Here is a 14200-nt window from a genome sequence, read left to right on the forward strand (position 1 = left end):
GTAGTGTGAGTTCCCGAAGTCCGTTGCTCTCAGGCACTGGGAATGTCTTCCATGAAGGTCGCGCCGAAGCATCGCAACACCTATTTCAACGGTGGCTAAGGGCAGCCTAAAACAGCCAGATGTTGGCATAAGAGGCATTTCTGTGGTGCTATTGATGATCGGTAAGCGCCCACTCTGACCGGTGCATTGGTTGAGATTAACGGCAGCTTTGCTTGCTTGGTGTCTTTCTAAGTGCCGTCAGGTCAGAGATGGTAGAATTTGGTTCTCAATGCGCCGCTACCGAAATTACGGTGCTGCCGGCTCACTCCACTGCCTGAGGTTCGGTTGCCAGGATCGAACCTGTCAGCGCCTCAACGTCTTTCATGGGGGGCTGCCCGAATTGCCTGCGGTACTCGCGGCTGAACTGTGACGGGCTTTCGTAGCCGACAGAAAAGGCTGCCTGCGCGGCAGATCTGGCCTCAAAAAGCATCAGTCGCCGCGCCTCCTGCAGGCGCAATCGCTTGTGATACTGCAAGGGCGACATCAAGGTCACAGATTTGAAGTGATGGTGCAGAGCGGAAGGCTGCAGGTGCGCTTCTTCGGCAAGACGGGCCAGCTCAAACCGCTCGCGGTAGTTTTTCTTGATCAGGGCGATGGCCCGCGCGATCTGTCGCCCTTGCCCTGGTCCATATACGCTGCGCAGAACGGTCTGTCCTCCTGGCGCTCTGATGACCCGATACAGTAGCTCGCGCTCATATAGCTTTGCCAAAGCCGGGATGTCATCCGGGCTTTCCACCAACGCCACAAGACGTGTCGCAGCATCCACGATGCTCGATGTGGTTTCTCCCAGAAAAAGCCCCGGACCGGTCGCTGGAGCCACTTGGTCCAATGGCATATCGACGGCAAGATCGGAGAGGACCGCGGGGTCAATGCCGAAGCGAATGCAAAGATATGGTGCCGCCGGTGTTGCTTGTGTGATCTGCCCAATGATCGGCAAATCGAATGACACAACGAGGTATTTGGCCGCGTCATAATCATATATGTGATCTGCAACCATGACCCGTTTTGCGCCCTGCACCACGATACAAAGCGCCGGTTCGTGAACCGCGTGAAGGTCCTGAGTTTGCTTTGTGCTGCGGATAAGGTCCAGCCTGGGCACAGGCGTTGCGTGAATGCCATCCTTTTCGACTAATCGGGCAATCATATGTGCAAGGCTGTCAACGGAACCTTCCATGCGCATTCCCTCTCATTCTGGTGAATTGTGGAGAGCTTTCTTAGGAGTGATATCTAGATGTGAGCAACGGTTTTTTGTAGTCCCGCGGAGAAATAGGCAATCATTCCGGGAGATTGTTCTACCGCCAGCAACATCGACATTCACATATCAACTGCAGAAGGCGCGCCAAGGATTTGGGCGTGCCAGATGTCAGGAGGTTGATATGGCGAATGATCGTAAAGTGTGGTTCATAACCGGCGCGTCACGCGGCATTGGACTGGAAATCGCAAAAGCCGCGCTGAGCGCTGGTGACCGGGTTGTGGCGACAGGGCGTGACGCCGGCGCGGTCAAAACAGCGTTGTCGGACACGGATGATGCCTTGGCGCTGCAACTGGATGTGACTGATCCTATGCAGGCCACGACAGCGGTTGCAGAGGCCGTGGCGCAGTTTGGGCGGATCGATGTCCTGGTCAACAACGCCGGATATGGCCAGCTCGGGGTGTTCGAGGAGATCGGGCACGACGCCATTCTTCGGCAGTTTGACACCAATGTGCACGGCACCTTGCACGTCACCCGCGCCGTGCTGCCGGTGATGCGCCGCAACACATCGGGTCATATCTTCAACCTTTCGTCCATTGGCGGTGCACTGGGGTTCGACATCGCGTCGATCTATTGCGCGACCAAATTCGCGGTCGAAGGCTTTTCGGAATGCCTCGCGCTTGAGGTGAAGCCGTTCAATATCGGTGTAACCATCGTGCAGCCTGGCTTCTTCCGTACTGATTTTCTCGATAACAGCTCGATACGGTTTTCGGACAACGCGATCGGCGATTATGTCGGTTATGCCAAGGCGACGCAGGGATTCTATACCTCGCAGAACCATGTCCAGGCGGGGGATCCGGCAAAGCTTGGCGCCGCGCTTGTGCGGCTCTCCCGCGAAAAGACGCCGCCGCTCCGCTATGCTGCCGGGTCAGACGCTCACGATTATCTGAGCGGGGCCTATGACGCGCGAATGGCCGAGTTGTCGGAGTGGCAAGAGCTGTCCAAATCGACGGATGGCAAGGCTGCATCCGCCGCCTGATCGCGGAGATCCCAACGTTTCTATGCCCACTGACCGGGCAGAATCCCCTCACCGCACTCAAGAAGGACGGACCATGACCATTAAGAACACCACGTTTTCGGCTGTCGCCCTCACGATTGGACTGACCATGTCACCCGCGACCGCGCAGACTGACGAAGAACGCACAATGCCTGACACGACACAAGAACGTCTTCAGCAGGGGGCAGATGTCATCCTGAAACTGAACAACGGCGTGCCCCAGACAACGCTGGAAAACATGCGGCAGGAGTTCCCTTTCCTCGCAGACGCGACCCAGGCCTACGCGCTTGGTGATGTCTGGACGCGGCCCGGTCTCGATGATCGCACGCGCCAGCTCGCAGCTGTCGCCGCCTTTGCCGCCATGGGGGAACGCGGCCTGATGAAGATCCATGCGGGCTATGCCCTCAACGTCGGCGTCACGGAAGATGAGTTGAAGGAAATCGTCTACATGATCACCGTGCCCGCGGGCTTCCCGAAAGCAATTCTGGCCTCGCAAACCATGGCGGACCTCTTCGAAGAGCGGCGCGCGACTGGCGGCGGAGCGGATCGGTGAGGAGGTTGGAACGTGGGTTGCACGCACGCATTCTCGCAACCTTGGCTGTCGCCATGACCGGATCCGTCGCGCAAGGACAATTCGTCACCACCGACTTCCCGCAATCTCCCCCACCGGAGGCTGCGACGGAGCCGCAGACCCACGCGTTCGTCGGCATGTGGGTGACGGAAGACGGACATATCTGCCACGATCTTTTGCCGAACGGACGCTACGACGAAGCGCGGGGCAGCCGGGAGAGCGCCTATCAGGGGCGGTACCATGTCACCGGCGATATCATCCAATACTGGGATGACACCGGGTTCTACGCGGACGGACAGTTCCGCGACGGGGTCCTATATCATGGTGGCTACATCTTCTACCGCAAGGAGTGATGGCGCGTCCCAGCTGCAACATCCTCTGAAGCCATTCAAGGAAGCGATCATGCCTTTGAAGAATTTCCGCCTTATCGCTCTGAGCCTAGGCCTCGCTGTCTGCTTACCGGCGCTGACCAATCGTCCGGCCAACGCAGCAGACCCGTTGGTCGAAGAGACCAACCGCCAGGTTGTCGGTGACGCCTTCGAAGGATGGGAAGCGGGGACATTCAACGTCTTCGACTTACTTGATGCGGATGTCGTCTGGACCATCACGGGCTTTGATCCGGTTGTCTCTAGCACGTATCGCGGCAAGGAAGACCTCCTGTCGCGCACGGTGGCGCCATTCAACGCACGCATGAGCGAAGGGCTCAGTCCGACGCTGCACGCGGTCTGGGCGGATGGCGACGATGTTCTGGTGCGTTTCGATGGCCAAGGGCGCACGGCGGCCGGAGACATCTACAGGAACCACTATCTTTGGATATTCACGATGGAAGAAGGTGTCGTAACCGAAGTCACCGCGTTTCTCGATACCGCAGCCTTTGCCGCGCTTCTGTCACGTGATCCGCGCATGGATGCGATTGAATAGCGCGACCGCGGTGCTCCGCGCGCTCGGTCAGGTATCGTTGTGGCTCTCCGCTTGGCTTCGCCACCCATCTGCGAGCTGTGCAACGGTGATCCCGTCCAGTGATTTTTCAAACTGCCGCCGGGCTGCTGCGAGTGCTTCGTTGGTGGCCGCGTAGGCAGACTTCGCCAGCAGGCAGCTCGGATCGTCGTCATCGTTGCCAATGGCAAAGAGCTGCGGGGATCCAAGCGCCTGATAGATGACCAGAAGCGTGATCTGGTCCAGAGGCTTTGCCAGAGACCAGCCGCCACCATGCCCCTTTACCGATGTAACAATGCCCGCATCGCGCAAACCCGACATGGTTCGCCGTACCACAGCGGCGTTTGTCTGAAGCATCTGAGCGATCTGCGCAGAGGTGGCAGGGGCGTCCATCCCGTCCAGATGGAGGAGGGCGTGAAGCACGCGGGAAAGTCGATTGTCCTGTCGCATGAGGTTTTTTATCAGCCCCACGCAACATTTGAAAGCACAAGAGATTGACTCTTACTCCATCATGATACATACGAAGTTACATGAGTATCGCATCCAAAACTGATCACAGCCCCGACCGCGCGGCCACGAACCGATGGGCGGCACTGTCGGTTCTACTCATCGCGAGTTTCATGAACCTGATCGACGTCAGCATCGTGAACGTGGCCCTCCCGCAGATACAAGCCGATACCGGTGCCACCCCGACACAGCTTGAATGGGTCGCGGCGATCTATGTGCTGGCTCTGGCGGTCGGTCTGCTGCCTTGTGGCCGCTTTGGAGATGTCTTCGGGCGGCGGCGCATGTTCATCTGGGGGTTGATCGGGTTTACGGTGTCGTCTGCCGTTTGTGGTCTTGCACCGGATGTGGTCGATCTGATCATCGCGCGGGCGGCCAAGGGCATCGCGGCGGCGATGATGGTGCCTCAGGTACTTGCGATCGCGCATGTGATCTTTCCACCCGAGGAAAAGTCTCGCGTCTTTGGCCTGTTCGGCACCGTGTCTAGTCTCGCCGTTGTGGCGGGCCCCATCATCGGTGGGGCGCTGATTTCGGCGGACATTGCGGGTCTTGGCTGGCGCTTGGCTTTTCTGATCAATATACCGCTTGGCATTGCGGCACTCATCGGCACACGCACGTTCGTTCCTGCTTTGGAAGCGGAAACAGATAGCCGACCCGACTGGATTGGTACGACGCTGTTCACGGTTGCGGCCATTCTGCTTGTCTTGCCGCTGATCGAAGGCCGTGCCCTCGGCTGGCCGTGGTGGACCTTTGCCGCGATCACTGCGTCTATCCCCGTTACCCTCGTCTTCATGGCATATGAACAGAAACACAGTGCGGCAGGCCATTCGGCTCTGATGCCGCCGAGTCTTCTGGCGAACATGCCTTATCTGCGACGACTGGGGCTGGTGATACTCTTCTTCAGTGGCGTGCCGGGTCTGTTCCTCGTCCTGGCCATTTTCCTGCAATCTGGCTTTGGCCTGACGGCGCTGCAAAGCGGCCTCGTGACAACGCCGTTCCCTGTCGGCGTCATGCTGGCCTCAATGACAACGGAACGGTTTGCGAACCGTTATCTGTCACTGCGCATTGCGATTGGTGCAGCGCTGCTTTTGATCGGCATGATCAGTCTGCGGAGCGTCATTCTATCCACGGGCGCAGAGCTGAACCCTTATGCGTTCACACCGCCGCTGCTGATCTGTGGCTTTGGCATGGGCACGGCAATCATGTCGCTCTTCCAGGTGACCATGTCGAGCGTCGAGACACAGGATGCCGGCGCAGGCTCCGGGGCCATGCAGGCCTTTCAACAGATCGGTGCGGCGCTTGGTATTGCCATTGCCGGGTCCATCTTCTTCGGGTCGCTCGGTGAAGGCGGAATGGAGGCAGAGGCCGACATCGCCCCGCGTTTCGTGGACGCTGCTGCGACAGCCACGCTTTACTCAATCGCCGTGTTCGGAACGCTGACGCTGCTTGTGGGCGCGTCCGCATGGAAAAAGGGAGAAACTACCGCATGACACGCGCCCAACCTCAAGACGACCCCGCGGCCTTCTGGGAAGGTCACTATGCGAAAATGACCAAACCCTCCGGCGGGCGTCCATCTGCCGTCTTAGTGCGCTTCACAGAGGGCCGCGCACTCGGTCGCGCGCTCGATCTTGGTTGCGCGCGGGGTGACGATGCGATTTGGCTTGCCAAGCAGGGATGGACCGTCACGGGCGTTGATGTTGCGGAGGTTGCGCTGAACGCAGCGCGGCGGGCGGCGGAAAACGCCGGCGTCGCAGGCGAAACTCGATTTGAGCGGCACGATCTTGGCGTATCAATCCCGGACGGAGAATTTGACCTCGTGACGGCCATGTTCCTGCATTCACCAGGCAGGTTCGACCGGGTGTCGGCGCTGCAACGCGCCGCAAACGCTGTGGCGCCGGGTGGTTTGCTGCTGATCGGCGCGCACGGCTCACGTGCACCCTGGTCATGGGCCGATCCGGATATGGTCTACCCAACCGCTGCCGACGAGTTGACCGATCTCGATCTCAATCCGTCCGAATGGGATGAGGTGTTTGTCGGCCCCATTGAGCGGACTGCAAACGGACCAGATGGGCAGACAGCCGTGGTTACTGATACTGTGATTGCGGTGGAGCGACGGTAGAGTCGACATAGGCTTTGATGAACCGGAGAGCGGGCTTGCCCGCGATGTGAGAGCTCGATCCATCATAGATTTTGCGTGTGCGGCGAAAGTCGGAAAGGCTGTCGCACGCGGAGCATTAAAGTGTCGCATCGAATCGCGGGAATGCGTCGCAATCGTCAGGAGGGATGTCAGCCAGCCAATGGCCTCAATCCAATTCATATCTGCCAGGTTATGCACCTTTATCTCTTCCAGCACGCGCCGGATGCCAAAGCGTATTCGCCAGGTGTCGCACGTCTGGACCGATCGTGGTGATCAAGCGCGGCGAATGTCTGCTCTGACGAACCGCACCGCAGGTGGTCAAATTACTTTGCTGGAACGAAGTTTTCTGAGGTCTTCACTTAACATGTCGATGAAGCGGCGGACCCGCGGCTCGAGCAGACGCTTGTGGGGGTAGAGCGCAAGGATCGGGACCTGCCCATGGTTGAGCCGGGGGAGAACCCGTTCCAGGCGGCCCTCGTCAATGTCGGCGCCGACCAGAAGTTGCGGCAACAGGGCGATGCCGAGCCCTTCCAAAGCGGTTGCGCGCAAAGCTTCGGCGCTGTCGAGCCGCAGGCGGACCTGACCCTGGGCGCGGACCCAAGTACCGTCTTCCTCTTGCAGATGCCAGCCCTGCCGTTCGCTGCGGCTTGCGAACTGGAGCAGATCGTGGCGCGTGAGCTGTTCGATGTTCAGGGGTCTGTCGCGCCGCTCAAAATACGCCGGGGCTGCACACAACACCGCTTCATTCCGCAGAAGTGTCCGCGCGATGAAACCCTGATCGGGTGGGGTCACGCCGACACGGATCGAAAGGTCGAAGCCCTTCTCGATGATGTTGTCAACGCGGTCTGACAGCGACAGCTCGATCTGTGTCTCAGGCCAGGTTTCCAGATATCGGCGCACGGTCGGCAGCAGTAACCTGCGTCCCAGGGCGTCTGGTGCAGTGATACGCAAGACGCCACGCGGGACGCCGCTGTCACTGGCGATACTGTCATCAGCAGCCTCGATTGCCTGACGAATGGCCTGCCCGTATTCGAAAAGGCGTTTTCCCTCCTGCGTCAGATCCAGAGCACGTGTGGTCCTGTTCAAAAGTCGCGCTCCATAGCCGTCCTCCAGCCGTGCGATGGCCTTCCCGGCGGTTGAGCGCGACAGCCCGAACATCTTGCCAGCAGCAACGAAGCTCCCGGTCTCAACGACTGAGAGAAACAACAGGATATCGTTCACCTTCGACCCGATCATGTGCATTTGTAGCATGTAGATCGAGACTGCAGCGAATATAATTCGCCATCTGATGCGTCTAAGTCTTTCGGCGTGACAGTCAATAAAAGGAGAAAGACATGTCCGCTTCAATTGATCGAATGAACCCTCCAGCTCTGCCGGATGCCGGCAAGGTCGGTTATGCGCAAATCTCGATTGCGCACCCGGGCCCGTTGGCTTTTGTGTCCGGCCAGGTGGCATGGCGCCCCGATGGCGCCGCCGCACCCGGATCGCTGGCCGAACAGACCGCGATTGTGGTCATGAACCTGCAAGGCGCCCTCGATGCGCTTCAGGCGTCGACAGATGACATCGTTCAGATGCGCATCTACATGACCGATCTGCGGCCTGAGACGCAGGAGATCGCCATGGCCAAACTCATGCGCTTCCTCGATGGCGCGCAGCCGAGCCTCACCGGCATCGGCGTGGCCGCCCTCGCGGGCCCGGACCTTCAGATCGAGGTGGAAATGGTGGTGCAAGTCGCCGCCTGATGAAAACCAAGGAAACGCACACCCATGATCCCCTACCAACCCGGGCCGAACCGGCGCGCGGTATTGCTGGCGGCTGCAGCCACTTCCGCCGTTGCCCTGTTGCCGCGCGTCGCGTCCGCCCAAGCACAATCCGAATTCAAAGGACCAAAAGAAATGTCTACTTTCACAACTTCAGACGGGACCGAGATCTTTTATAAAGACTGGGGCCCAAAAAACGCACAACCCATCGTGTTCCATCACGGCTGGCCGCTGTCCGGCGATGACTGGGACAACCAGATGCTCTTCTTCGCCTCCAAGGGCTTTCGCGTCATCGCTCATGATCGTCGCGGGCATGGTCGTTCTGAACAGACCGACGTTGGTCATAACATGAACACCTACGCCGCGGATGTTGCTGAACTGGTCGAAGAACTGGATCTGACAAATGCGGTCCATATCGGCCACTCCACGGGTGGCGGCGAAGCGGCACGCTATGTCGCGCGCGCTGAACCCGGACGGGTTGCCAAGGCAGCATTACTTGCGGCAATTCCACCCCTGATGGTGCAGACGGATGCAAACCCCGATGGCATTCCGATGGAGGTTTTCGACGGGTTCCGTTCCGCCTTGGCGGCCAATCGGGCGCAGTTCTATCTTGATGTCCCCTCTGGCCCCTTCTTTGGTTTCAACCGCGAGGGTGCCGAGATCAGCCAAGGTCAGATCCGGAATTGGTGGCGGCAAGGCATGATGGGCAGCGCATCGGCGCACTACCAGTGTATCAAGGTCTTTTCAGAGACCGATCAGACCGAAGACCTCAAGGCCATTGATGTCCCCGTGCTCATCATGCATGGCGCTGACGACCAGGTGGTGCCGATTGCCAACTCGGCGGAGAAAGCAGTGAAACTTCTCAAGAACGGGACTCTGAAAGTCTACGAGGGCCTCTCCCACGGTTTCTTCGCGACGCATCCCGATCTCGTGAATGCCGATCTTCTGGCGTTCATCGATGCGTGATGAATACACGCGACGGGGGTCAGCAGGCCGCCGTCGCTATCAAGACTCCCTTGGCTGCCTGTCATCCGGACCGGCTAGCACCTTCTTCTGAAAGGCTGCAAATTCGTCGCGCGGTCGCTCTATGAGGTCGGCAACACTTTGACCGGCCAGGGGGTCCAAGAACGGGTCCCGCGCCGTATCAAGCGCGCCTTAACAGAACTCAATTTAGAAGGGTATATCTCGGCGTAAGAGGGCACGCGCTATTGCGGTTGCCGATCAGCGGTATTTGACTGAAACGAGGATGGCTTCCAGAGCATCCCTTGACACATCAAGAGACACCCTGCGACGCTTCTGATCGAAGATCGTCAATTGTCCAAATGATGGAACCATTCTCTATGCGATTTCTCCTTTTTCTTCCCCTTGTCAGCCTATTCCCACTCTCGGCTTTTGCTGATGAAATCGTGCCTCAAGACGGTGCTTGGACAACACAGATGACAGAGGTGACACTCACCGAAGCCTGTCCCGCCGAGACCACGGCGGCGGTGCTGCCTCAGTTTGAGCAAAGCCTGGAGCAGCCAAGTACAAGAGAGGTTGAGTTCGGCGATCGTTTTGACCCCAATCTTCTGGAAGAGGGAGAGAGGCCGTACGGCTGGGCTCAGACGGGCGACAACACCTGGGAAGGTGCGATGTTGAGCGATGGTGATCAGAAAATAGGCATCGCGACCCTCACAGTTCAGAGCGATGCACTGATTTCTGTCCTGGGTGAAGTTGAGTTGGCCCCGATGCTGAATCCCGCGGAAGATCCCGATTTCACCGCCATGTTTCCGCCTGGCTGCTCAGCCCAGATGACTTTTCAAATAAACCATGACGGTTAGCCAATTTCTTGTTGGTCACGGTGATTAGAGCAAGCACGCAAATCTCGCGCGTCTCTTTGTTCGATCAGTTTCGGCGGTGTCACCGCCTGCCAATAGCGCGACCGTCAGGTAGGGGTCAGAGAACATTTGCGATACCCTGTGCATCCTGCCGTAAATGGTCAATTTCTTGAGGCGTTCCGCTGTTACTGTTTCATTTGCAACTAAAAGAGGAGCCAAAATGAAGTTCAAATTTCCTGTCTTAGCAGTGGTCTTTTGTCTTTTCGCCTCCAGCGCATTGGCAGAAATGATTGTAATCAATGGCAGATATATCGTCCCAAAAGACTCAATTCGCGGGTATTTCTACCGCCAAAGCGATCAACAGACAGTATTTGATATCCGTTGGAGCGATTGGTCTACGCAGTACAGGTGCCAAGATCTATACGACAGGACCAGAGTTCAGGCAGCATCCCTCAATTTCGTTCTCCAGATAAGCGAGGCCAGCGCGCTGGACTTCGAAGACTTTCTGGACAGCGAAGGTTTTGTAGAGTGCTCAAAATTCTAAAGCGCGGCGATGCCTGGCGAAGCAGTTATGATATCGAAATAGCCATGTATTGATCTTCCCATCAGGATATTCGCGAGCAATCATAGAAAGTCGAATGGTCTGCGTCGTCGTCCTTCATGAAATAAATTGCTGCGCGCTGAACGAGCGCTTGGTCTAGGGATGGGGCGAGATTTTTTGTGACGTGAACGGCGGTTTTAGGCCGTGAACTACCCGGGATTTTCGGGAAACTGGGCCAAATGCTGCATGACCTTATGGCAGCCTCGGGCCCACAACAGACCTGCATTGCACCGTGGGTCCAACGTGTCTTGGCAGTGCATTACAGCGGGTTTTTATGATAAAGCAAATCTCACGGAAAACGGAGATGGCATCGATGACGCGCGATTACCTTTCGATCAACAAAGATATCTGGAATGCCGATGCCACCAATTGGGTGGAATTTGCCAAAAGTCGTTGGAGCCTTGAAGTACCGGCATGGGGCAATTGGGGCAACTCCGATGCGGGTTTGCAACTGCTGCCCATGGACATGACAGATATGGATGCAATCGAACTCGGATGTGGCACGGGATACGTTGCGGGTTGGATGAACCGACGAGGTGCGCGCGTCACGGCGATCGACCTCTCCACCGAGCAATTGAGCACAGCGCGGCAAATGTCGGAAAAACACGGCGCAGATATCACTTTCATCAAGGGGAACGCCGAAAAAACTGGCCTTCCGGATGCGTCCTTCGACTTCGCGATCTCGGAATATGGCGCATCGATCTGGTGTCCACCTGACAAATGGCTTCGGGAGGCATGGCGATTGTTGCGCCCGGGTGGGCGGTTGGTTTTCCTAGGAAACCATCCGCTATCGCTGATCTGCTCACCCCTTGATGGCGCGCCTGCCGACCGGACGCTGCATCGACCTTACCGAGAGATGTGGGGGGCGGATTGGACAGAGGTCGAATACGAGCCAACCGGTGTATGCTTCAATCTGACGATTTCGTCTTGGATCGACCTTTTCACGGACATCGGTTTTGCCGTCTCGAAGTATCAGGAGCTTTACGCTCCCGAAAGCGCGATGGGCACACGTGCAGCGATCCCGGCAGACTGGGCAAAGAGCTACCCTGTGGAACAAGTCTGGCATTTACTGAAGCATGAATGACCGTTTGGTCACGCTATGGGCGTGCCAAAGCAATGCAGGGATATTTGTCAACGTCGCGATAAGCCGTAGCCGAGAACAAGAGAAAAATAACAAGCCGCAACAGTTTTCCGCGTGAGGAGGTTGGGAGGACAACTGGCCTAGACTGTGATCCACGTGTTTTACCCGGTCTGTGTTGACACCAATTTGCACGGGCGTCGCCGCGTAGTTTAGATCACTCAGGTGGCTGGAATGCTGGGCACATCTTTGCCTGCGCCTTTGTCACGACCACACCGATACCACGACTTGTAAAGGAACGGGGTGGCAAACGATCAAGCGTCGTAACGTGTTCGGCGGCTATCGAGATATCAATGGCTGCATCGGCGATCATTACGGCAGTCGGAGTGGTGTGGAAACGGTATTGATTGCGAGACAGCACTCAAAGTGACGTCGGCGCTCAAAAGGACACGGCGAGGTGGGTCAGATGAGTTTGTCGTGGAATTACTCTATGAAATCTAAAGTTGTGCTCAGGTGTTACGGCTAAATGAGAACGGCTGATGTCAAAGTGGCATGACCCCGACATCAGCGAAGTTCTTTGTTCCCCTGGTGTTTCAGGCCCTGGATGGTGCCTCCACATCTGACCAGGCTTCGACCATTGGTGGCATGCGCGCGCCCTGAACATCAATCGCGGCAACCTGGCTGTTCAGTTCGCCCAGCTCGTCGGGCGTGAAGTTAATGGCTGCGGCTCCGGCATTTTCCAGCATGTGCGGCATCTGGGTTGTGCCAGGGATGGGAACGATGGACGGCCCCTGGGCGAGCAGCCATGCCAGGGCGATCTGACCGGGGGCTGCGTTCTTGCGATCCGCCCAGGATTTGACCAGATCGACCAAAGCGAGGTTCGCTTGTCTGTTTTCGGTATCCATACGGGAAGTACCAGCGCGGAAGTCGCCCGGCGCAAAGCTCGTTCCCATATCGATGGCCCCGGTGAGAAAGCCATATCCCAAGGGGCTGAACGGTACGAAGCCGATGCCAAGCTCGGCACAGAGGACCAGTAAACCGTCTTCCGGTCCCCGCCACAGCATCGAATACTCGTTCTGTACGGCGCTGACGGGCAGCGCAGCATGCGCCCGGCGCAGGGTATTTGGTCCCATCTCGGAAAGCCCCCAATGCAGGACCTTGCCCTCATCCATCAGGTCCTTGACCGCGCCCGCGACGTCCTCGATGGGCACCTCTGGGTCGACGCGGTGTTGGTAAAGCAGGTCGATCCGGTCCGTACCCAGCCGTTGCAATGACCCCTCCACAGCTTGTTTGATATGGGACGGTCGGCTGATCAGGCCCGGGGCCCATGCGCCGGTTTCAAGATCGACATTGAAGCCGAACTTGGTCGCGATCTGGATCTGGTCACGAAACGCGCCGGAGGCTTCGCCCAAGATACGTTCAGATTCGTGGGGGCCATAGACCTCGGCGGTGTCGAAGAAGGTGATACCCTGATCAAACGCGGTCCTGATAATGTTATGCATCTCGGATCTGTTGGGGATGGTCGTCTGAAACGTCCGACTGTGGTTCTGCACGCCAAGGCCGATCGCGGACACCTCAAGCGCGCCCAGCATGCGCCTGCCTTGCGGCGCCGTTGAATTGCCCGCGGGCGCGTTTGCTGACTGGGCGGCCCCGCGCGTCGCTGCGAAACTGCCCAAAGCGACGGCGGCAGCACCTGCGGTGAGGATGGAACGGCGGGTAGGGTCAGTTGGGGTGGTCATGGGGTAACTCCTTGTGTTTATTGATAGGGTCTGGGTACTTTTCCGAACGGTCAGGCTTAGGCGGTGAACCGAGCTTTCGCATCAGTGGCGACCTTGATGGCCCCGACCATGCCGAGGCCCCCTGGTTTCCCAGAGAGGGGCCGGACATGAACGTCTACGAGAGTGGGGTTTCTGGTGCAGTTTCAGAAAGCAGATCCGTCAGGGCACCGTTTTCCCATGCCGGCACTGTTTCAAGGGCCGTGACCTGCCACCCCTCTTCGGTCAGTTTCAGGACATAGTTGAGCCGACCGGTCTGCTCCCAACGCATGGAATTCAGATGGTAGGTCGCGTGATAGCGGGCCGTGACGCGCGCGATCAGGGAAGAGGATGCCAGCACTTCGATGTCGGTAACGGCGTGATGGGTTTCATCAAACTTTGGCAAAAGCGCGGCCCAGGTTGCGATCAAAGTCTGTTCTTCGACCCGGGCACCGGATTGAGTGGCGAGAGACAGTTGGTTCAGAATGATGTGGTCCGTGAATTTCAGGTTCAGCCTGTCCCAGGCGTGATCATCGGCGGCTTTTGCGATACCTTCCAGCAGGGTTGTGATCTCGGTTTCCAAGGTCGTTTCGGCTTGAGCGATCGCTGAGGTTGAAACCATCAAGATCGCAGCGGTTGCGATAGCTGCCATTTTCATTGGTCATTCTCCTGTCAAATCCGTCGAGCGTCTTGCCCGATGACACAGAAGATACGGTGGCGGGGACCCAATGAATTGAAGAGACTGCCAGAGTTT

Annotated in this window: 16 protein-coding genes; 11 read left to right on the forward strand and 5 right to left on the reverse strand. The window is 57.8% G+C overall.

Translation table 11 applies throughout. The annotated features are described in order from the left end of the window. Positions 1-301: 301 nt before the first annotated feature. Positions 302-1213 (reverse strand): AraC family transcriptional regulator, encoded by a 912-nt coding sequence (locus tag Q1A63_RS03330; RefSeq protein ID WP_298969256.1) that lies wholly within the window; start codon positions 1211-1213, stop codon positions 302-304. A gap of 202 nt (positions 1214-1415) precedes the next feature. Here Q1A63_RS03330 and Q1A63_RS03335 point away from each other — a divergent pair, with 202 nt between their 5' ends. From Q1A63_RS03335 to Q1A63_RS03350, 4 genes are all read left to right on the forward strand, one after another. Then, positions 1416-2270, forward strand: coding sequence for an SDR family NAD(P)-dependent oxidoreductase (locus Q1A63_RS03335; protein WP_298969257.1), 855 nt, complete (start codon positions 1416-1418; stop codon positions 2268-2270). Positions 2271-2343: 73 nt separating this feature from the next. Beyond that, positions 2344-2841 (forward strand): carboxymuconolactone decarboxylase family protein, encoded by a 498-nt coding sequence (locus Q1A63_RS03340; RefSeq protein WP_299630639.1) that lies wholly within the window; start codon positions 2344-2346, stop codon positions 2839-2841. A gap of 53 nt (positions 2842-2894) precedes the next feature. After that, entirely contained in the window at positions 2895-3212 is a 318-nt protein-coding gene (locus tag Q1A63_RS03345; RefSeq protein ID WP_298969260.1) for an Atu4866 domain-containing protein, read from the forward strand. Positions 3213-3261: 49 nt separating this feature from the next. Continuing rightward, positions 3262-3780, forward strand: a complete 519-nt coding sequence (locus Q1A63_RS03350; protein ID WP_298969261.1) for a nuclear transport factor 2 family protein — start codon at positions 3262-3264, stop codon at positions 3778-3780. Between the two features lie 27 nt (positions 3781-3807). Here the strand turns inward: Q1A63_RS03350 and Q1A63_RS03355 are convergent, their stop codons facing one another. After that, positions 3808-4245 (reverse strand): Rrf2 family transcriptional regulator, encoded by a 438-nt coding sequence (locus tag Q1A63_RS03355; protein WP_298969263.1) that lies wholly within the window; start codon positions 4243-4245, stop codon positions 3808-3810. A gap of 80 nt (positions 4246-4325) precedes the next feature. On the opposite strand from Q1A63_RS03355, the gene Q1A63_RS03360 reads away from it, so the two are divergent. Next, complete coding sequence (locus tag Q1A63_RS03360) at positions 4326-5789, forward strand: MFS transporter (RefSeq protein ID WP_299630642.1); 1464 nt, start codon at positions 4326-4328, stop codon at positions 5787-5789. Continuing rightward, positions 5786-6418 (forward strand): class I SAM-dependent methyltransferase, encoded by a 633-nt coding sequence (locus Q1A63_RS03365; RefSeq protein ID WP_298969267.1) that lies wholly within the window; start codon positions 5786-5788, stop codon positions 6416-6418. The genes Q1A63_RS03360 and Q1A63_RS03365 overlap by 4 nt, the downstream gene beginning before the upstream one ends. A 336-nt stretch (positions 6419-6754) precedes the next feature. Here Q1A63_RS03365 and Q1A63_RS03370 read toward each other — a convergent pair whose 3' ends face one another. Next, positions 6755-7672, reverse strand: a complete 918-nt coding sequence (locus tag Q1A63_RS03370; RefSeq protein ID WP_298969269.1) for a LysR family transcriptional regulator — start codon at positions 7670-7672, stop codon at positions 6755-6757. A 98-nt stretch (positions 7673-7770) separates the two neighbouring features. Here Q1A63_RS03370 and Q1A63_RS03375 point away from each other — a divergent pair, with 98 nt between their 5' ends. The 5 genes from Q1A63_RS03375 (at position 7771) to Q1A63_RS03395 (ending at position 11698) form a co-directional block, all read left to right on the forward strand. After that, positions 7771-8178 carry a RidA family protein gene (locus Q1A63_RS03375; protein ID WP_298969271.1) on the forward strand — a complete coding sequence of 136 codons (408 nt, stop codon included), beginning with the start codon at positions 7771-7773 and terminating at the stop codon, positions 8176-8178. A gap of 153 nt (positions 8179-8331) precedes the next feature. After that, positions 8332-9162 carry an alpha/beta hydrolase gene (locus Q1A63_RS03380; protein ID WP_366524280.1) on the forward strand — a complete coding sequence of 277 codons (831 nt, stop codon included), beginning with the start codon at positions 8332-8334 and terminating at the stop codon, positions 9160-9162. A gap of 374 nt (positions 9163-9536) precedes the next feature. Beyond that, complete coding sequence (locus Q1A63_RS03385; RefSeq protein ID WP_299630645.1) at positions 9537-10016, forward strand: hypothetical protein; 480 nt, start codon at positions 9537-9539, stop codon at positions 10014-10016. A 217-nt stretch (positions 10017-10233) separates the two neighbouring features. Continuing rightward, positions 10234-10557, forward strand: coding sequence for a hypothetical protein (locus Q1A63_RS03390; RefSeq protein ID WP_298969276.1), 324 nt, complete (start codon positions 10234-10236; stop codon positions 10555-10557). A gap of 370 nt (positions 10558-10927) precedes the next feature. Next, positions 10928-11698, forward strand: a complete 771-nt coding sequence (locus tag Q1A63_RS03395; protein ID WP_298969277.1) for a class I SAM-dependent methyltransferase — start codon at positions 10928-10930, stop codon at positions 11696-11698. A gap of 587 nt (positions 11699-12285) precedes the next feature. Here Q1A63_RS03395 and Q1A63_RS03400 read toward each other — a convergent pair. Together Q1A63_RS03400 and Q1A63_RS03405 are read right to left on the reverse strand one after the other, a co-directional pair. After that, a complete protein-coding gene (locus tag Q1A63_RS03400) occupies positions 12286-13431 on the reverse strand; it encodes an aldo/keto reductase (protein WP_298969278.1) in 1146 nt (381 codons plus the stop codon). Between the two features lie 154 nt (positions 13432-13585). After that, positions 13586-14104 (reverse strand): nuclear transport factor 2 family protein, encoded by a 519-nt coding sequence (locus Q1A63_RS03405; protein ID WP_298969280.1) that lies wholly within the window; start codon positions 14102-14104, stop codon positions 13586-13588. Between the last annotated feature and the right edge of the window lie 96 nt (positions 14105-14200).

This window comes from uncultured Roseobacter sp. (assembly GCF_947499265.1).
Classification (GTDB): Bacteria; Pseudomonadota; Alphaproteobacteria; order Rhodobacterales; family Rhodobacteraceae; genus Roseobacter.